Origin of the sequence: Chryseobacterium pennipullorum, from assembly GCF_003384725.1 — a bacterium.
Taxonomy (GTDB): domain Bacteria; phylum Bacteroidota; class Bacteroidia; order Flavobacteriales; family Weeksellaceae; genus Chryseobacterium; species Chryseobacterium pennipullorum.
On the sequence record NZ_QNVV01000024.1, the window covers coordinates 46,429 to 66,656 of the forward strand.

Consider the following 20,228-nt stretch of genomic DNA (forward strand, 5'->3'; position numbering starts at 1 on the left):
TGTATTCGTGGATATAGGCTGCGAAGTTTCCGGTAATGTCCATCTTCCCGGCACAGGTCCTGAGTCTGAATAAACAGATATGATCGGAATGGCTGAATAACGGGTACCATAAGGATCAGGCGCAGCGTAGTATAGACAGAACTTACTAACTTAAACTAAATATACAAATGAGTACAATCACAGTAAAAGCTTTTGGTGCAGAGTCCACCACAGCAGATCTGAAAGAAATGAATATTGAAAGAAGAGAAGTAACCCCAAAGGATGTAGAAATTGAAATTTTATACTGCGGGGTGTGCCACTCGGATCTTCATACAGCGAGAAATGACTGGGGCGGTTCTTTATACCCTGTTGTTCCGGGTCATGAAATCGTAGGAAGAATTACCAACGTAGGAAATGAAGTGTCTAAATTTAAAGTAGGAGATCTTGCCGCGGTAGGCTGTATGGTAGATTCCTGTGGACATTGTGACAGCTGTAAGCATGATCTTGAGCAGTACTGCCTCAATGGGTTTACAGGAACATATAACGGAAAAGACACTCATCTGGGAGGCCACACTTTCGGAGGATATTCACAGAAAGTGGTGGTAGATGAGCACTTTGTACTAAGTGTTCCTGAGAATTTGGACCTTGCAGCGGTAGCTCCTCTTCTGTGCGCAGGGATTACTACCTGGTCACCATTGAGACACTGGAATGCAGGGCCGGGTTCCAAAGTTGCCGTGGTAGGATTGGGCGGTCTTGGGCATATGGCGATCAAGCTGGCTAAGGGATTAGGGGCTGAGGTTACTTTATTCTCCAGAACACCGGGAAAAACCGATGATGCCAAGCAGCTCGGTGCAGACCATGTCGTGATTTCCACTGACGATTCACAGATGGATGCCGTTAAAGGTAAATTTGATCTGATCATTGACACGGTTCCTTACGAACATGATGTGAATCCTTATATGCAGACGCTTTCCCTGAACGGAACATTAGTTCTTGTAGGGTTTGTAGGTGAGTTCCAGGAGACTGAAGTGAGCACAAGACCCATGATCTTCCAGCGCCGTTCTGTTGCCGGATCTTTAATCGGAGGAATTGCCGAGACCCAGGAACTTTTGGATTTCTGTGGAAAACATAATATTGTTTCTGATATAGAACTGATTAAAATGCAGGACATCAACCATGCATATGAAAGAATGTTGAAAAGCGATGTAAAATATCGTTTCGTTATTGATATGCAGTCGTTGTAATTTTTCTATAATATTGACCAAAAAACAGGTTCTACATATTGAAGAGCCTGTTTTTATTGTTTTATATTCTGGCTAAAAATATTCTGATTTTTATCCCGTACATATTTGTTTCCTTCCGCACATTGCTTATCATTTCTTTCCATATCCTGGAATGCCCATGCTGCCATCGCATCAATAACAGGAGCCAGTTCGTTGCCAGCGTCACTGAGTCTATAGGTGACATGAGGTGGCACTACGGGTTTTGCCGTCCTAATGATTAAACCATCTTTTTCAAGCTGTTTCAGATGCTGGATGAGCATTTTTTCCGTTACAGCAGGAATTGCTTTTTTCAATTCACTGTATCTTTTTTCACCAGTGGATAAATTAAACAGGATAATCGGCTTCCAGAATCCTCCAATTCTTTCCATGACATACATAACGGGACAATCCTGTACTGTTTTTTTATTTTCCTGAATGGTTGAACTTTCTTTAATCGCTGTCATCTCTACATACTTTAGGGTAAGTACTTGTATAAAAGTAAGTACAAATATAACTTTGTTCTCGGAAATAAAAAAATATTTATGATGAATTCGCCATTACGGGGTCAATATAAAGATGAATCAGTAATATAGCGATTACATATAACCACTAAAAAATGTACATATGAAAATTGTCATCACAGGATCATTAGGAAATGTAGCTAAACCATTAGCACAACAATTAATTGCTGAAGGGCACACGGTTACTGTAGTAAGCAGCAGCAATGCAAGAAAAGAAGATATTGAATCGATGGGGGCAGCTCCGGCCATAGGATCGATTACTGACCTTCATTTTTTAACTCAGACCTTTGAAGGAGCAGACGCCGTTTTTGTAATGACACCTCCCGCTATCAGTCCTGATAATATTGTTGAAAACACTACGAATGCAGGAAAAAATTATGCAGAAGCATTACAAAAAGCAAATGTAAAAAGAGCTGTCATGCTGAGCAGCGTAGGGGCAGAATCTCCTGTAGAAAATGGACCGATAGCAGGTCTTCATCGTATTGAAAAGTTATACAATGAAGTAGACAACACTTCTTTTACTTTTTTAAGAGCAGGATATTTTTACAACAACTTCTTCAATGATATTCCTTTAATTCAGAATGCAGGTATTATCGGAGGTAATTACCCTGCAGGGATTGAAGTACCCGTAGTACATCCTGATGATATTGCGAAAGCAGCCGCTGAAGAACTGGTAAAAGACGAAAATAGTAACAATATCAGATATATAGTGAGTGACGTGCGAAAAGCTTCGGATTTTGCGAAAGTACTCGGAACTGCTATTCATAAACCTGAACTTCCATGGGTTGAATTTTCTGACGAAGAGTCTCTGAACGGGATGCTGCAGGCAGGATTGCCGGAAGATATGGCTCATCTCTATGTGGAAATGGGGAGAGGAATAAGAACCGGTGTTGTGCAGAAGGATTTTATTGATCATGGTTCTCCTGTTACAGGATCTACCGGGTTAGAAGACTTTGCCCAAGAGTTTGCTTCTAAGTTTTAGGATCAACAGCTGGAAGAAGGAGACTGAAAGTTTGTATTGGTTTACCAATTGAACACGCTGTCAGATTACAAGCTTCTTATGTTTTCATAAACAGTTTCGGCGCACCAAAGGTGCGCCGAAACTGTTTATTACTTTTTTTCTGGTTAAGCTTCAGATTATTTTTGCGCTTTCAGTATTTTCTTGAGCACTTTCAGTTTCCCATCAATAGGCTGATCCCTTTGTAGCCCTAAAATTTCAGCAACTACCGGATACACATTGACATTGGAAAATTCGTCAATCATCAGGTTATTTTTGAACTCCGGTCCCCATGCAAAGAAAGTAGCCTTCATTTCAGGAACAATCTTCGGATTATAACCATGTTTTCCTACGGATGTTTTTCTTCCTTTCTCAAGAAATATTTTCGGTGCCGTCGGAATCAGAAGAATCTGTCCTATTCTGTGGTAATGGTCATCCTTTGTGGCAAAATGCAGGTATCGCGGCAGTTTTTTATCCAGGAATACCTCGTAGTCTTCAGTAGCATTCGATCTCAGCTCTTTATACACTTTTTTCACCTCATCCGGATTTTTCACATAGACTCTCAGCAGCGTCTGGGAATTATAGAAATCAAATCGGTTACGATCAAAAAGCAATGCAGGAATTTCTAACGGTGTACCACCGTCTACTTTGATCATACCATGATCGGAAACAAAAATAAAATTAACATTATTTAATCCCAAATCGTTTACCTGCTGTACGAGATCACCTACTGCACGATCAATCAGATGCACTGCATTTTCTGTTTCCGGAGCATCAGGCCCGAAATGATGTCCGCTTCCATCCACTTCCGGAAAGTACAGTGAAATGAAATGCGGTCTCTTTTGTTCAGGCAGCTTCAGCCAGTTGATCACTTTCTTCACCTTTTCGGCAGGGCTGAACTTTTCGTGGTAAGGATAATAGTAAGAAGGTCTTAGTCCACCGGCATCACTTGCTGAACCTACCCACATCAGAGAAGCGGATACCATTCCTTGTTTTTCAGCAAGCCCCCAAAGCGGAGTTCCTCCATACCAGCTTCCATCCTCGGCATTCTTTTTACTGTTCATGGCATAAGCCTCCTTTCTTTTGTAATCATAGAAAAAGTTATCGATAAGACCATGATGGGAAGGATAAAGACCGGTGATCAAGCTCCAGTGGTTGGGAAAAGTTATGCTCGGATAGCTCGGAATCATAGCTTTGGCGCGGATTCCGTTACCGGAAAGCTTTAAAAGATGTTCTGCATGATATTTTTGGGCATAATCATGACGGAATCCGTCTGTAGAGATCATGATCACATAAGGTTTTGACTGTGCTTCCATACTGTTTTCCCGTCCCGGAACAACGATCTGGGCCGTATCCATATTCACCTGCTGGGCGTATACTGTAAAGGATATCAACAAGAGTAAAAAATGTATTCCTCGCTTCATTGTTTAAATTTTGGCAAAGGTACGTTCTCTATGGCTCCCCGAAAAGTTTAAAAGATTAAAAGTATATGAATCCTGTATTTTTTAGGGTTAAAAGATGTTTACGAAATAATGCGCTTCATCTCATATTGGGACAGCCAGTGGGTAAGGCCTGTTCTGTTAGCCAGAAATGAAGAGATCTCCTCAGATGAGTCATCTACATTATTGAATGCAACCGGCTGTCCGCTGCTCTTTTCACCAATCGCCTCAAAAAGTCTGGTTCCGATTCCCTGTTTTCTGTACTGCTGATCTACCGCAATCTGACAGATTCTTTTTGTCAAAGGATTATAAATGATGTATCCTATCAGTTTCTCACCCTCAAAAGCGCCCAGCACGATACAGTCATGAGGCCTATCATCCAATACAAAGACCGATCCCTGCCATGATGGTTCAATATCCCAGAAAGAACGGAATTTTTCCCACTGGAACTCCTGCAGCTCCTGTATGGAAACCTCTGTGTTTCCTTTCGCCGTATTGATGGTTCCTCTAAAGCAAAGCAATCTTCTGGACACTGCAAATCCAAGATTTTCATAAGCCCTGATCGCCGGCAGATTTCCTTCAATTACTTCAAGCAGTAATACTTCCGCATTTCTTTCTTTCAATTGAGGAATACTGAAATCATACATTTTCCGGACAAGGCCTTTTCCTCTGCTTCCCGGAACCACTCCTGTGCCACCGTTATATATAATTTTCTGTCCGTTTTCATTTTTTTCCGCCTGCAGAATAAACCCTGCCAACTTTCCTGCATCAAATGCACCCACGGAAATGTCCAGGTCTAATTTTTCAGAACTTATTTTTAAAACAAGCTGTTCTTTCGTGAGATGAAAAGGAACAACGTAATCTGAAAAAGAAAGATTGAATACTGCCAAAAGTTCTTCGGTTGTAATATCTTTTAATGTTTTGAATTCCATTGTGATTTAAATTGGGTTAAAAGTTACCATTCTCTGTCAAGATCTTCTTTCCAGTCGTAAGGCATCAGTTCCTTTAAGGTGACAAATACTCCGTTTTTAACTTCTATGACCGCATTAAGATTTTCTTTGGATAACTGACTCATCAATTCTCTGCAGCGTCCGCAGGGAGGAACTGCATTACCATCGTTTCCTACTGCTACTACCGCTTTGATGTAGCGTTCTCCATTTTTCAACATTTCGGCTACAGCACTGTGTTCTGCACAGAATCCCATGGAGCAGGCTGTATCTATACTTATACCCGTATATACATTTCCATTTGTTGTTTCAATCGCCGCTGCTACTCCGCCATATTCTACAAAATCATTCAGTATGGTGGCTTTTGCAAATTGTCGGGCAATTTCCTTCAGGTCCTTTCTCATGAGTTCAAATAGTATATGAGTCTTTATGTTGTGCTAAATACCATTGTACAGCATTTCTTTCTTCCCTTTTAATAAACGGATCTTTTCCCTGGTTATAATCATTTCCGTCGAACCATTCTCTGGTACTCAGCTCTTCTTTTAATTGCTGATATTCTCTTCTCACCTCCGGATGCGCGCGCAGATAATCCCGGAAAGCTATATGGCGGAGCCAATGTTCCGAAGAGGTGGAAATTACATGCAGATGGGCAATGCGGATACTGTGATCATGAAGTCCTTCCGGAATATCATCTCCATAGAGAATATGATCAGGGAAACCGAAATGACGAGCTGTGTCCTTAAGCCTTATGAAGAAACGGCGGTATGGCATATCATCATTATATTTTTCATAATACACATACTCTTTACCGCGAAGATGAGGCGGTACTTTGTCCAGGTCTTCTTCATCCTTCACACCAATCATTATATCAATAATAGGCTTTGCAGAAAGGCCTTCAACGGATGTACTTCCAATATGCTCTATTTGTGGGCACAAGAAGCCAATACTTCCCTCCAGCTCACTTTTAATCTGCTCAAACTGATTTTTCCACAGAGGATTGTAGGGTTCGAAGGTTATTCTCATAGAAATCCGGGTATACACAAAGATATGAAAAATCTACCAGCACCCCTGCAATGAAGGTTTTTTAACAGCTATCAGTTTTTATAAGCAATGCTGCCCCTGAAAAGTCAGAGGCAGCATTTGAATATTTTGATGTGTTTTTTTATTATTCTTTAATCAGTTTTTCGTACGCTGTACTTCCATCCTTCAGCTTAATCTCAAAGTAATAATTTCCTGGCTGCAGATCTTTAATACTGATATTGTCAGTACCGGCCTGCAATGACTTCACCTTTCTTCCCGACGATTCGTAGATATCAATGGTTTTTATCCTGTCGGAGTTTTTGAGACTGACTGTTTCTTTAGCCGGATTTGGATACAGCTTCACTTTTTTACTTTCAGAAGCAGCAATTTCCTGTGTAGACAGGTTGCTGGCAGTCATTGTCAAGGTAGTGTATCCCCTGTTGGCAAAGCTATGCTGAACAAGAGCCGTACTTCCTCCTCTGGCGTAAAAAATGTCGAGCGGACCTGCTGCATTCGGGATTGAATAATCGCCTGCGCTGCCAGCAAGACTTCGGGTGGCCACAATGGTTCGTGTACTTCCTGATACGGTATTGGACGTAATGGTCCAGTCCTGTGTGGTATCTGCGGTTGGAGCGACACCAATACCATTAAAGGTATAATCAAGGTTAGAATTGGTAGTGGAATTGACATTGTAGATAAAGCCATCGGCGCCCACCGCCATTCCGTCGTCTCCCGCACCTATAGCCAGATAGGAAGTACTGTTTCCTGTAAGCGTCAGGGTCGCCTGACTAGGTGTGGTTTCAAGCTTCACGGTCATTCCGGTCCCTCCCAGGGCTACGGTGCCTGAAGTAAACTGTGCCCACGCAAGATTCGCAGTGAGCAGTCCCAGGGCAAGTAAAGTTGTTTTCATATTTTAATTTTTTAAGATGTTTATGATTTCCGGCTTACCGGTTTTTAAAGCATATTCAAAGGGAGTCATTCCCATTTGATCCTTGATTGATTTATCCGCTTTATAGTGAAGCAATAATTCGATCAGTTCTTTATTTCCTAATTTTACGGCCCAGAAAAGAGGGGTAGATCCGGTACCATCTGCAATATTAGGATCTGCATTTTTCTTCAGGAGTCTTTCTGCCAGGTTTCGATTGTACTTTATAGCCAGCCCCGCCAGTGCAGTTCCTTCATTACTTTTGTAGTTGACATCCTTTACATGATCAATCAGAAATTCCGCCACCTCCACATTTCCCCTGTAACAGGCAAGAATCAACGGTGTAAAACCGCTTTCATTGGTTTGATTCACGATATCCGGATTCTGCTTCATCAGGGCCTGAACTTCAGCAACAGTTCCGCTTCTTGCAATATCAAATATAGATTTCGCTTTTTCCTGGGCAGTCAGTAGGGAAGCCAGGAACAGGCTTAAGATAAAAATCAGATTTTTCATTGCTTTGTCAGGGTATAATTATACTCGATATTCACATTTTCTGCCACTTTCTTGGTCACCATCTTGGGAATGGTGACTTTATAATCTGCAGGTCTGGCAACAAAACCTCCCTGCATATAAATTTTACCATCTTTTGAATACATGGTTGCTGCAGAGGAAACCGCTTTATCTACTCCATGAAAATTAAGAGTCCCATTCACGGTATATTTCTGGGGCGTTGCAGTAAGTTTTGTTTTGTCAAAATTGATAATTTTCCCTTTAAAAGTTGTTTTCGGATATTTGGCTGACTCTGCATAACTTTCATTGAAGTGTTCTTCCATAAGCTTGGTTTTAAAATGGAAGTTTTTCACTGCTGAAACGGAGGCCATTTCACCGGTATCGGCATTCAGAACCACAATGTTATTGTCGTCCTGAGCGTAGATATCCTCAAACAAAGGCACAGAGGCCTCAAAGGTCACTTTACCTGTCTTGGAGCTGTATTTCTGTGCCGAAGTGTAGCCTGTCAAAAGCAGAAAAACACTAATTGCTATTAAATTTTTCATATCAAATATTTGTTAGTTTTCAGATAGTCCGTCGGCTTTCCACTTGATGAAAATATTGATCTGCGCTGCAGACAGTGAACCTCCTTTCGGCATTTTTCCAGGATCTCCATTAGGTCTTTGGATACGGTCCAGGATTCCGTCGATATTATTTTTTGCCTGTTCGTAAGTAGCCAGGGGCTTATTGAAGCCGTCAGCAGAATGGCATCCTATACAATTATTATCGATAATGGGTTTTACATCTTTTACATAGTTTACCGGCGCCGTAATAGGAGTATTGTCTGAAATCTCTTCATAGGTTCTGCTGTCACATGCTATGAGCAGCACAGCTGATAAAAGGATCGGTATGTAGGATAATGTTCTCATATCAAAAAACTCTATAAAGATTAAACCCAAAGAAAATCTGTCCTTTCCCCCAATTTCCTGACGCGTTGGTCAGATATCCGATGTCCGAATTGACCTGGGAATTCGAAAATAAAAGCTGGAAAACGTGTCCCCCGGTTTCTATATCTACTCCCAGCGAGAGAGGATTTTTATAAAAACTGTGATTGTCAAAATTCACAAAGTATTCGGCATTCACGGATACTCTTTTTGAAATTTTATACCGTCCGCCCAATCCTGCTAAAAACTGATTTTTATCTTCTGTTGCCGGCTCATATAGATTCTTATGGACAAAAGAAGGGGTAAGCTGAAGTGATAATTTATCGTTAAATCTTCTTGAGATCAATGCCTGGGTAAGGTAGGCGAGCCTGTCACTGAATTTGAGATAAGGATAATTATCTTTATCCAGGTCGGTATTTATTCCCATTACATTGTATCCAACGATATCTACCGGAAAGTTTTCATTTTGTTTCAGTAACCTGTATTTGACGCTGCCTTCGAAAGTTTTCATAAAGGTCTCCCTGGAAAGGCTGACAGAGACCGCATCGGTAAGACCATAAATGACCCCCAGCTTTGTAGAGGCATTATCCAGTCCAAAGAAGTTTTTAAAACCCGTACTTACGTCTCCAAACCTGTGTGCTACGATGATGTACCATTCTTTTTTTGCCGGTAATTTTGTGGACTGTCCCGTGACGATCTGCAGGGCTTTGAAAGCAGGCTGTGAGGTTTCGGTATTCGGGGTAAGGGTATCAATATCTTTCAGCAGATCTTCCTGAGCAAAGGCAAAAACTGATGAAAATACTGACAAAAATAAGAGAGCTTTTGCCATATTACAATTTTAGTTTAATTATGATATAGCAAACTTATAGAGATATCAATTCAAAAATTGGTGATAAAAGTCACCAGAAAAATTGTTTTTATCAATGATAAAACAAAAACCTTTAAAACAATTCAAATTAGACTTATCTAACAATTTAATTATCAGGAACTTTCAATCCTTCCTTAGTCTGGAAAATTTCGCCATCACTTTCTATTTTTTTCAGGACCCTGCTCACTACTTCGCGGGAAGTCCCCAGACTGCTGGCAATTTCACGATGGGTAATCTTTATAGGGTTGTTGCCTGTAAGGGAAATTTGCTGCCTAATATAATTCAGGACTCTTTTATCGAGTCTGTGAAAAACAGCATCATTTACCATATTCATCACTTCAGAGAAGCGTCTGTCATATTCGCGGTAAAAAAGCTTATTGATTTCAGGAAATTTAATCAGCCACTCATGCATAATGGAAACAGGAACCAGCAGGGCTTCAGAGTCTTCTTCTGCAACAGCATACACTTTACTTACATAATCTGTAAAGATTGAGGAAAAGGTCATCAGACAACTGTCGCTGGGCTTGATAAAATAATAGATCAGCTCGCGTCCGTCATTAAGGGTAAATACCTTAATAGAGCCTTTCAGAAGGAAAGGTACGTATCTGTTTTTTTGTCCTTCCCTTACGATTTCGGTTTTCGACTTTATATCTGCAATGATAGCCTGCTGCTGAAGTTCACTTATAAAGTCATCCCCCAAAAAACCAAATTTGCTAAGGATGAATTCATCATGAGTAATAATCATATCTTTCTGCTTTTTCTAAAAACAAAAATAGGAAAATGAACTATTGCTATGCTACTTTTTCATTTTATTAAATAATAATTAACAAAACCACCAGCATATTGAATTTTAAAAAACCATAATCAGATAAATTATATAATTCCAGCAATTACATTGATCCGTTAAAACGGGGCTGATTCCTGTTTAATGGATAAAAAAAATACCCCGGTTTTTTTACCGGGGTATCCTATTTATTGTAAAAGAAATCTTACGCTTGTACGTTGTTTCCGCCTAATACGAAAGGCTCAACTTCTTTGATTTCTCCGAACTGCTGCTCGTAGTTAGCGATGTTCTGCTGAAGAGCGCTTAATACTCTTTTTGCATGAAGTGGAGCAAGAATTACTCTTGATCTTACTTTAGCTTGCTGAACACCTGGCATCAACTGAATAAAGTCTACTACAAATTCAGATGGAGAGTGGTTTACCAATGCTAAGTTAGCATAGATACCAGCCGCTACCATTTCGTTTAATTCGATGTTGATGTTTCCGTCTTGTGGATTTTGATTGTTGTCCATTGTTATAAATTATGTTTTTAAAATTCGAAATTTGAGATTGTGAAAATATAAAAATAATTCCAAACCCCAAATTTCAAATCATTAATTTTAGTTAAGGTCTTCGAATTCTTTCTTAGAGCCTACAATAACATTCTGGTATTCTTTAAGACCCGTACCTGCAGGGATTCTGTGACCTACAATTACGTTTTCTTTAAGTCCTCCAAGAGCATCTACTTTACCAGCAACCGCCGCTTCGTTAAGAACTTTAGTTGTTTCCTGGAATGATGCTGCAGACATGAACGATTTCGTTTGAAGGGCAGCTCTTGTAATACCTTGTAATACTGGAGTTGCTGTAGCAGGAAGAGCTTCTCTTACTTCTACCAGATTTTGATCTTCACGTCTTAGCTTAGAGTTCTCATCTCTCAGTTCTCTTGCAGTAATCATCTGACCTGGGCTGAATTCTTTAGAATCACCAGCATCAACCACTACCTTCAGACCGAATACTCTGTTGTTTTCTTCAAGGAAGTCATATTTGTGCTCAAGAGCTCCTTCAAGGAACTGAGTATCACCTCCATCTACGATCGATACTTTTGTCATCATCTGTCTTACGATGATTTCGAAGTGCTTGTCGTCGATTTTTACCCCCTGAAGACGGTAAACTTCCTGAATCTCGTTAACTAAGTATTCCTGAACGGCAGTTGGGCCTTTAATTCTTAGAATATCTTCCGGTGTAATAGAACCGTCAGAAAGTGGAGAACCAGCTCTTACGAAGTCATTCTCCTGTACTAAGATCTGGTTAGATAATTTAACTAAATAAATTTTTCTTTCTCCAGTTTTAGCTTCTACGATCAATTCTCGGTTACCTCTCTTAATTTTTCCGTAAGAAACTACCCCGTCGATTTCAGTAACAACAGCTGGGTTTGAAGGGTTTCTTGCTTCGAATAATTCGGTAACTCTCGGAAGACCTCCGGTGATATCCCCTGCTTTTGCAGATTTTCTTGGGATCTTGATTAAGACTTTACCAGCCTTGATCTTTTCACCATCGTTAACCATTAAGTGGGCTCCTACCGGTAAGTTGTATGCTTTCTGCTCAACTCCTTTAGAATCTACCACCTTCAAGGTAGGTACGGCTTTCTTATTTCTGGATTCAGAGATTACTTTCTCTTCGAATCCTGTCTGTTCGTCAATTTCAAGCTGGAATGAAATACCCTGGATAATATCTTCGTATTCTACCTTACCGGCAGTTTCAGCAATAATTACCGCGTTATAAGGATCCCATCTACAGATAGTATCTCCTTTCTTCACTTTATCACCTGGTTTTACCGCCAATATAGATCCGTAAGGTACGTTAGCTACCATTAATGGAGTTCTGGACTCATTATCAGCAACTAATCTGAATTCTGTTGAACGGGAAACTACTACTTCAGCAGTATTTCCGTTTTCATCTTCAGAAGTAATCGTTCTTACTTCATCCATTTCCACGATACCATCTCTTCTGGCAACGATAGATGGGTTTTCTGATACGTTTCCTGCAGTACCCCCTTGGTGGAAGGTTCTCAACGTAAGCTGAGTACCTGGTTCCCCAATAGATTGTGCTGCAATTACACCTACCGCTTCACCCATGTGGATCACTTTACCTGTTGCTAAGTTTCTACCGTAACATTTCGCACAGATCCCTTTCTTAGCTTCACAAGTTAATGGTGAACGAACCTCAACAGCTTCTAAACCTGCTTCTTCGATTTTCTTCGCCAATTCTTCAACAATCACCTGATCTGCAGTAGCAATCAACTCATCGGTTTCAGGATCATAGATATTATGTAGAGATACTCTACCTAAGATTCTTTCAGAGATTCTTTCAACGATCTCGTCATTTTTCTTCAGTGCAGTAACTTCTGTTCCTCTTAGTGTTCCACAGTCGTCTTCTGTAACGATAACATCCTGTGCAACGTCTACCAATCTTCTGGTTAGGTAACCAGCATCGGCAGTCTTAAGAGCGGTATCCGCAAGACCCTTACGGGCACCGTGGGTAGAGATAAAGTACTCTAGGATCGAAAGACCTTCCTTAAAGTTCGCAAGGATCGGGTTTTCGATGATCTCCGCTCCGGTAGAACCGGCTTTTTGCGGTTTTGCCATCAAACCTCTCATCCCTGACAACTGACGGATCTGTTCTTTAGAACCCCTCGCCCCAGAGTCAAGCATCATGTATACAGAGTTGAAACCACCTTGGTCGGTTTTCATTCTGCTCATGATCATTTCAGTTAATCCTGCGTTGGTATTGGTCCAAACGTCGATTACCTGGTTATAACGTTCTGTATCGGTAATCAGACCCATGTTATAGTTGGCTCTAATTTCGTCTACTGTTTCAATTGAAGTAGCAATCATCTGCTTTTTCTCCACAGGAACTACGATATCTCCTAATGAGAATGATAGACCTCCTTTGAATGCATTTGAATATCCCAGATCTTTCATGGCATCAAGGAACTTCACTGTTGTAGGGAAATCCGTATCAGCAAGGATCTTACCGATAACGTTTCTCAATGATTTCTTAGTAAGAAGTTCATTGATGTATCCTACCTGCTTCGGTACAATCTGGTTGAATAGAATTCTACCTACAGAAGTTTCGATCAATCTTGTTACGATTTCTCCGTTTTCTTTGATAGGAAGTCTACATCTTACCTTAGCATTTAATGAAACTCTACCTTCTGCGTAAGCGATTTCAGCTTCCTCAGGAGAATAGAATGCAAGTCCTTCCCCTTTTACTTTCATCTCTTCTGTAGAGCTAAGTTCTTTCGTCATGAAATAAAGACCAAGAACCATGTCCTGAGAAGGTACTGTAATTGGAGAACCGTTGGCAGGGTTCAAGATGTTTTGAGAACCTAGCATTAGCAATTGAGCTTCAAGGATCGCTTCTGGTCCTAACGGCAAGTGTACCGCCATCTGGTCACCATCGAAATCGGCATTGAAGGCCGTAGTTACTAACGGGTGTAGCTGGATTGCCTTACCTTCGATCATCTTAGGTTGGAAAGCCTGAATACCCAGTCTGTGAAGCGTAGGTGCTCTGTTCAATAGAACAGGGTGACCTTTCATCACGTTTTCAAGGATATCATAAACTACGGGTTCTTTTCTATCAATAATTCTCTTCGCAGATTTTACTGTTTTTACAATCCCTCTTTCAATTAGTTTTCTGATGATAAACGGTTTGTACAATTCAGCTGCCATATCTTTAGGGATACCACATTCGTGAAGCTGTAAGTTTGGACCTACAACAATTACGGAACGTGCAGAGTAATCTACCCTTTTCCCTAGCAAGTTCTGACGGAAACGACCTTGTTTACCTTTCAATGAATCAGAAAGTGATTTCAATGGTCTGTTTGATTCAGATTTTACTGCAGAAGATTTTCTTGTGTTATCGAATAATGAATCTACTGATTCCTGAAGCATACGCTTCTCGTTTCTCAAGATTACTTCAGGAGCTTTGATCTCCAATAATCTCTTTAAACGGTTATTTCTAATAATTACTCTTCTGTAAAGGTCATTCAGGTCGGAAGTTGCAAAACGTCCTCCATCCAATGGAACCAATGGTCTTAGTTCTGGTGGGATAACAGGAAGTACACGCATAATCATCCACTCCGGTCTGTTGATCATTCTTGTATTAGCACCTCTTAATGCTTCTACCACGTTCAATCTCTTCAGAGCTTCAGTTCTTCTTTGCTTAGAACCTTCGTTGTGAGCTTTGTGTCTCAAATCGAAAGACAAGGCATCAAGATCGATTCTTTTTAAAAGATCTTCAACAGCTTCAGCACCCATTCTGGCGATGAATTTGTTCGGATCAGAATCATCAAGATACTGGTTTTCTACAGGAAGAGTCTCCATGATATCCAGGTACTCTTCTTCTGTAAGGAATTCCATAGCATCAAAATCAGAACCGTCCAATTTTTTAGCAATACCCTGCTGAATCACTACATACCTTTCGTAGTAAATGATCATGTCTAATTTCTTAGAAGGAATTCCTAATAGGTAACCGATTTTGTTTGGTAACGAACGGAAATACCAGATGTGTGCAATGGGAACTACAAGGTTGATGTGCCCGATTCTCTCTCTTCTTACTTTTTTCTCAGTAACTTCTACACCACAACGGTCACAAACAATCCCTTTATAACGGATTCTTTTGTACTTACCACAAGCACACTCATAATCCTTTACAGGACCAAAGATTTTCTCACAGAATAGCCCGTCTCTTTCAGGCTTATGAGTTCTGTAGTTAATAGTTTCCGGCTTTAAAACTTCTCCTCTGGAATCCTGAAGAATGGATTCCGGTGAAGCTAAACCGATGGTTATTTTATTAAATCTACTTGATTTATTTTTATTTGACATAATTTTTTTTAGATTTTAGATTTCAGATTTCAGATTTCCGAAGAAATCGTCATTCCAAATTCAAGGATTATAAAATTGTTAGAGTGTCATTGTCTGACATTTTATGTCAGACGTCTGATCTCTTACTCCTCCAATCTTACGTCTAATCCAAGACCTTGTAACTCGTGAAGCAATACATTGAATGATTCCGGAATACCTGGTTCAGGCATCGATTCACCTTTTGCAATAGCTTCATAAGTTTTTGCTCTACCAATCACGTCATCCGACTTCACAGTCAGGATTTCTCTCAGGATATTGGATGCACCGAATGCTTCAAGCGCCCAAACCTCCATCTCTCCGAATCTCTGACCTCCGAACTGAGCTTTACCTCCTAACGGCTGCTGAGTAATCAATGAGTATGGACCGATAGAACGTGCGTGCATTTTGTCATCAACCATGTGTCCCAGTTTCAACATATAAATGATACCCACTGTTGCAGCCTGAGTAAATCTTTCACCGGTACCACCATCATAAAGATGAGTGTGACCGAATTTAGGAAGACCTGCTTTGTCTGTGTATTCAGTGATCTGATCAAGGCTGGCTCCATCGAAGATCGGCGTAGCAAACTTCATCCCCAGCTTCTGACCAGCCCATCCAAGAACGGTTTCATAAATCTGACCGATGTTCATACGGGAAGGTACCCCTAGCGGATTCAATACGATATCTACCGGTGTTCCATCCTCCAGGAACGGCATGTCCTCTTCACGAACGATTCTTGAAACGATACCTTTGTTACCGTGACGTCCTGCCATTTTATCTCCTACATTCAGTTTACGTTTCTTAGCGATGTAAACTTTAGCCAGCTTCATGATCCCTGCAGGAAGTTCATCCCCGATTGAAATAGCAAATTTCTCACGGTTTTTAACTCCTTGGATGTCGTTATATTTGATTTTGTAGTTGTGAATCAATTGTTTGATCAATTCATTCTTGTCAGCGTCTACTGTCCAGTCTGCACCACTAACGTTTACATAATCTTCAACTGAAGTCAATAATTTGTGAGTGAACTTCACCCCTTTACCGATGATTTCTTCATCAAGGTCATTTTGTACCCCTTGAGAAGTTTTACCGCTTACCAGTGTATTTAATTTTTCAATTAAAGTATTTCTCAGCTCATCAAATTTAGCCTTGTAAGTGTTTTCAATTTCTTCAAGTCTAAGTTTTTCTTCAGTTCTTTTCTTTTTGTCTTTAATATTTCTGGAGAACAATTTCTTGTTGATAACAACTCCTCTTAATGAAGAGTCAGCTTTTAATGATGCATCTTTTACATCACCAGCTTTATCACCAAAGATTGCTCTCAAAAGTTTTTCTTCAGGAGTCGGGTCAGATTCACCTTTTGGAGTAATTTTACCAATCATGATATCTCCAGGCTTCACTTCAGCACCGATTCTGATCATCCCGTTCTCGTCAAGATCTTTGGTAGCTTCTTCAGATACGTTTGGAATATCTGCTGTCAGTTCTTCCATACCTAATTTGGTATCACGAACTTCAAGAGAGTACTCATCCACGTGGATTGAAGTAAACCAGTCTTCACGTACAACTTTTTCGTTGATTACGATGGCATCCTCGAAGTTGTATCCTTTCCAAGGCATGAACGCTACCACTAAGTTTCTACCAAGAGCCAATTCTCCTTTTTCAGTAGCATAACCGTCGCAAAGTACCTGTCCTTTTTCCACTACATCACCTACTCTTACGTTTGGTCTTAGGGTAATTGTTGTACTCTGGTTAGTCTTTCTGAACTTAGTAAGTTTGTATGTTTTAGTAGCAGACTCGAATTGTACTAAATCTTCGTCTTCGCTTCTTTCATATTTAATAACGATTCTGTCAGCATCTACGTACTCTACAGTACCTGTACCTTCAGCGTTAATTAAGATTCTTGAATCTCTTGCAACTTGCTGCTCAAGCCCTGTACCCACGATTGGAGCCTGTGGCTTCAATAGAGGAACGGCCTGACGCATCATGTTGGATCCCATCAATGCACGGTTCGCATCATCATGCTCCAGGAATGGAATCAATGAAGCGGAAATCCCTGAGATCTGGTTGGGTGCAACGTCGATAAGGTTTACCTGAGCTGGCTCCACTACCGGATAGTCACCATCCAATCTTGCAATAATTCTGTCTGTTAAGAAATCTCCACTATCACTCAATTCAACGTTTGCCTGAGCAATTACCTTATCTTCTTCGTCTTCTGCATTCAGATAAATAGGATCTGCGTTAAGATTAATCTTACCATCTTCTACTTTTCTATATGGAGTTTCGATGAAACCAAGGTTGTTGATTTTTGCATAAATACCTAGAGATGAAATCAAACCGATGTTTGGTCCTTCCGGAGTTTCAATCGGACAGATTCTTCCGTAGTGGGTATGGTGAACGTCACGAACCTCGAAACCTGCTCTTTCTCTTGATAAACCACCAGGTCCTAGTGCAGATAATCTTCTCTTGTGAGTGATCTCCGATAGAGGGTTGGTTTGGTCCATGAACTGAGATAGCTGGTTGGTACCGAAGAATGAGTTGATTACGGATGTTAAAGTCTTAGCGTTAACAAGGTCAAGCGGAGTAAAGATTTCGTTATCTCTAACGTTCATTCTCTCCTTGATTGTTCTTGCAATTCTTGAAAGACCTACCCCGAACTGTCCTGCCAATTGCTCACCAACCGTTTTAATTCTTCTGTTGGATAAGTGGTCAATATCATCAACATCTGTTTTTGAGTTGACTAACTCAATTAAATGTCTTACGATAGCAATGATATCTTCTTTTGTAAGAACTTCAGTGGTAGTTGGAATGTTTAGACTTAACTTTTTGTTCAATCTGTAACGTCCTACTTCACCTAAAGAGTATCTCTGCTCAGAGAAGAATAATTTTTCAATGATTCCTCTTGCCGTTTCCTCATCTGGTGGATCTGCATTTCTTAACTGACGATAAATGTACTCTACGGCTTCTTTCTCAGAGTTCGTAGGGTCTTTTTGTAATGTATTCTGGATGATAGAGAATTCATTGCTGTTTTCTTTGTGAATCAGGATAGATTTCACACCGGCATCCAGGATAAGATCTAAATGTTCTTTTTCAAGGATCGTTTCTCTATCTAAGATGATTTCGTTTCTTTCAATAGAAACTACCTCACCTGTATCTTCGTCTACGAAGTCTTCGAACCAGGTGTTCAATACTCTCGCAGCCAATGTTCTCCCTTCTACTTTTTTAAGGGCAGCTTTAGAAACTTTCACTTCTTCAGCAAGGTCGAAGATCTGAAGGATGTCCTTATCAGATTCGTACCCGATAGCTCTTAATAAAGTTGTTAATGGTAACTTTTTCTTACGGTCGATATACGCGTACATAACGCTGTTGATATCGGTTGTAAATTCCATCCAAGATCCTTTGAAAGGGATAATTCTTGAATAGTAAAGTTTGGTTCCGTTTGCGTGGTAAGTCTGCCCGAAGAATACACCGGGTGAACGGTGAAGCTGCGTAACAATAACTCTCTCTGCACCATTGATGATGAAAGATCCACTTGGCGTCATGTAAGGAACCGGACCTAAATATACATCCTGAACCACAGTCTGGAAATCTTCGTGTTCCGGGTCAGTACAATACAGTTTAAGTCTTGCTTTTAGAGGAACTGAATACGTCAATCCTCTTTCCACACACTCATCGATTGAATAACGTGGAGAATCTACCAGATAGTCAAGGAATTCCAACACGAACTGATTTCTAGAATCCGTAATCGGGAAATTCTCTTGGAAAGTCTTGTAAAGAGCTTCAGTCTTTCTGGCTTCAGGAAGTGTATCAAGCTGGAAAAATTCTTTAAAAGACTCAATTTGGATGTCCAAAAAGTCCGGAGTAATGATTTTTCCTTTCGCTGATGAGAAATTAATTCTCGGATTTCCTTGAGTTGTTGATTTTGTTTTACTCATAAAACTTTTAAGAAAGGGGTTAAAAAATATTTTGATTCATTAAAAAATATCAGGAGTAGAAGAAAGAAGATAGAGAAAGATAAAAGACTTCAAATGTTTGGCGCTATTAGAAATTGTCTTTATTCTTTTTTCTTTATTCTTAGAGTCTTATTCCTAACTGCAACACTGGTATATCTTTTCACAGCGTAATGCAAAATATTTTTATTACTTTTGAGGCTATCGTATCGCAACCTATATATACAGCACATCTCCTTCATGCTTACACAATGAAAGAGTTGATTTTCAGTATTTTATAAATTTATAAACAATTTTTCGCGCCAAAAGAAGGGCAAAGATACAAAAAGTTATCCACATTCACAAATAAAACCACCTCATAATGAGGCGGTTTGTCAGTGAAAATATTTTTAATGTTCCTTTATTGTTTCCAGAATGTCCAGACCTTGCCATTATAAACCGCAAGCAGCTTAGAATTGGTATCATAGACCATCATTCCCGGAGCAGGATTAATAATATTCAGATGCGGACTCGATGCTTTGGGTAAGACCATTGCTTTATTGGTATCTTCCAGCACCAATACTCCAGGTACGGAAGTAGGAGTACCTACGGCTACTTTCGCGCTGCCGGTTTCTGTTGCAGAATTTTGGATGGTAACTCCATCTACACTGGTCACCGGATCTATTGTCGTTCCGGAAGCATCTATACTTAGGTCCTTCCAGCCGGCATTATATTTTACTTTGATTTTTTTGTCAGAAAGATCATAGATCATCGTTCCGTTAGCTACAGAGGTCACTGCTGCTGCTGAAGTGGCCCATGGTAAAATCATTCCCCGGTTAGCGGCACCAAAATCCAGCGATACCGATGGTGAGGCTACAGTCTGCTTTCCAATTGCAACTTGTGCAGATGCCAAGCAAAAAAACACGAGACACAGTGTCGTTAGTATATTTTTCATTTTTGATTTCTTTTAAGTTATTGACCGTTTAATTGGTTGGACATGTTTGGGTATTGAAACAAGCCCACCCTGCCGGTGTTCCCGTCGTATTCACCTGAAGGCAATCTAAACTCGTATTGTAAACCATCATTCCTTCTACAAGATTTGCAGCAGGAATTGCTGAGATCTGTGCAGTGGTTAATCTGTTAGGGACAAACCCTTTGGTTTTTGCTTCAAGCGCAGTCCAGGCTCCTTTTCTTACCATCGGCCAGTTTCCGGTATTGGTGCCTGCCCTTCCTAAAGCAGTGATTCCATAT

The 20,228-nt window shown here is 40.3% G+C and carries 17 protein-coding genes and 1 pseudogene; 2 read left to right on the plus strand and 16 right to left on the minus strand.

Annotated features, from left to right (window positions below; genetic code table 11):
- Positions 1–167: 167 nt before the first annotated feature.
- Positions 168–1,223 (plus strand): NAD(P)-dependent alcohol dehydrogenase, encoded by a 1,056-nt coding sequence (locus DRF67_RS19545; RefSeq protein WP_115929986.1) that lies wholly within the window; start codon positions 168–170, stop codon positions 1,221–1,223.
- Positions 1,224–1,276: 53 nt separating this feature from the next.
- Here DRF67_RS19545 and DRF67_RS19550 read toward each other — a convergent pair whose 3' ends face one another.
- Complete coding sequence (locus tag DRF67_RS19550; protein ID WP_115929987.1) at positions 1,277–1,705, minus strand: winged helix-turn-helix transcriptional regulator; 429 nt, start codon at positions 1,703–1,705, stop codon at positions 1,277–1,279.
- A 160-nt stretch (positions 1,706–1,865) separates the two neighbouring features.
- On the opposite strand from DRF67_RS19550, the gene DRF67_RS19555 reads away from it, so the two are divergent.
- Positions 1,866–2,744: an NAD(P)H-binding protein gene (locus DRF67_RS19555; RefSeq protein WP_115929988.1), complete on the plus strand. Its 879-nt coding sequence runs from the start codon at positions 1,866–1,868 to the stop codon at positions 2,742–2,744.
- A 155-nt stretch (positions 2,745–2,899) separates the two neighbouring features.
- Here DRF67_RS19555 and DRF67_RS19560 read toward each other — a convergent pair whose 3' ends face one another.
- The 15 genes and pseudogenes from DRF67_RS19560 to DRF67_RS21665 form a co-directional block, all read right to left on the minus strand.
- Entirely contained in the window at positions 2,900–4,183 is a 1,284-nt protein-coding gene (locus DRF67_RS19560; protein WP_115929989.1) for an alkaline phosphatase family protein, read from the minus strand.
- A 98-nt stretch (positions 4,184–4,281) separates the two neighbouring features.
- Positions 4,282–5,130: a GNAT family N-acetyltransferase gene (locus DRF67_RS19565; protein ID WP_115929990.1), complete on the minus strand. Its 849-nt coding sequence runs from the start codon at positions 5,128–5,130 to the stop codon at positions 4,282–4,284.
- Between the two features lie 23 nt (positions 5,131–5,153).
- On the minus strand, positions 5,154–5,549 hold the full coding sequence (locus tag DRF67_RS19570) for a cytidine deaminase family protein (RefSeq protein WP_115929991.1): 396 nt from the start codon (positions 5,547–5,549) through the stop codon (positions 5,154–5,156).
- A gap of 4 nt (positions 5,550–5,553) precedes the next feature.
- A complete protein-coding gene (locus tag DRF67_RS19575; protein WP_115929992.1) occupies positions 5,554–6,168 on the minus strand; it encodes a GrpB family protein in 615 nt (204 codons plus the stop codon).
- A 142-nt stretch (positions 6,169–6,310) separates the two neighbouring features.
- Positions 6,311–7,075 carry a T9SS type A sorting domain-containing protein gene (locus tag DRF67_RS19580; RefSeq protein ID WP_115929993.1) on the minus strand — a complete coding sequence of 255 codons (765 nt, stop codon included), beginning with the start codon at positions 7,073–7,075 and terminating at the stop codon, positions 6,311–6,313.
- A gap of 3 nt (positions 7,076–7,078) precedes the next feature.
- Positions 7,079–7,603 carry an ankyrin repeat domain-containing protein gene (locus tag DRF67_RS19585; protein WP_115929994.1) on the minus strand — a complete coding sequence of 175 codons (525 nt, stop codon included), beginning with the start codon at positions 7,601–7,603 and terminating at the stop codon, positions 7,079–7,081.
- Positions 7,600–8,145, minus strand: a complete 546-nt coding sequence (locus DRF67_RS19590) for a YceI family protein (protein WP_115929995.1) — start codon at positions 8,143–8,145, stop codon at positions 7,600–7,602. The genes DRF67_RS19585 and DRF67_RS19590 overlap by 4 nt, the downstream gene beginning before the upstream one ends.
- Positions 8,146–8,157: 12 nt before the next feature.
- Complete coding sequence (locus DRF67_RS19595; protein ID WP_228435863.1) at positions 8,158–8,508, minus strand: c-type cytochrome; 351 nt, start codon at positions 8,506–8,508, stop codon at positions 8,158–8,160.
- 1 nt (position 8,509) lies between these two features.
- Positions 8,510–9,352, minus strand: a complete 843-nt coding sequence (locus DRF67_RS19600; RefSeq protein WP_115929997.1) for a DUF5777 family beta-barrel protein — start codon at positions 9,350–9,352, stop codon at positions 8,510–8,512.
- A 145-nt stretch (positions 9,353–9,497) separates the two neighbouring features.
- Complete coding sequence (locus DRF67_RS19605) at positions 9,498–10,136, minus strand: Crp/Fnr family transcriptional regulator (RefSeq protein WP_115929998.1); 639 nt, start codon at positions 10,134–10,136, stop codon at positions 9,498–9,500.
- Positions 10,137–10,380: 244 nt separating this feature from the next.
- Entirely contained in the window at positions 10,381–10,686 is a 306-nt protein-coding gene (locus DRF67_RS19610; protein ID WP_027375539.1) for a DUF3467 domain-containing protein, read from the minus strand.
- Between the two features lie 87 nt (positions 10,687–10,773).
- A complete protein-coding gene (gene rpoC, locus DRF67_RS19615) occupies positions 10,774–15,039 on the minus strand; it encodes a DNA-directed RNA polymerase subunit beta' (RefSeq protein WP_115929999.1) in 4,266 nt (1,421 codons plus the stop codon).
- A 122-nt stretch (positions 15,040–15,161) separates the two neighbouring features.
- Positions 15,162–18,983, minus strand: coding sequence for a DNA-directed RNA polymerase subunit beta (gene rpoB / locus DRF67_RS19620; RefSeq protein WP_115930000.1), 3,822 nt, complete (start codon positions 18,981–18,983; stop codon positions 15,162–15,164).
- Between the two features lie 415 nt (positions 18,984–19,398).
- Entirely contained in the window at positions 19,399–19,932 is a 534-nt protein-coding gene (locus tag DRF67_RS19625) for a hypothetical protein (RefSeq protein WP_115930001.1), read from the minus strand.
- 28 nt (positions 19,933–19,960) lie between these two features.
- Positions 19,961–20,228 (minus strand): annotated as a pseudogene (locus DRF67_RS21665) (hypothetical protein); the annotation flags it as partial.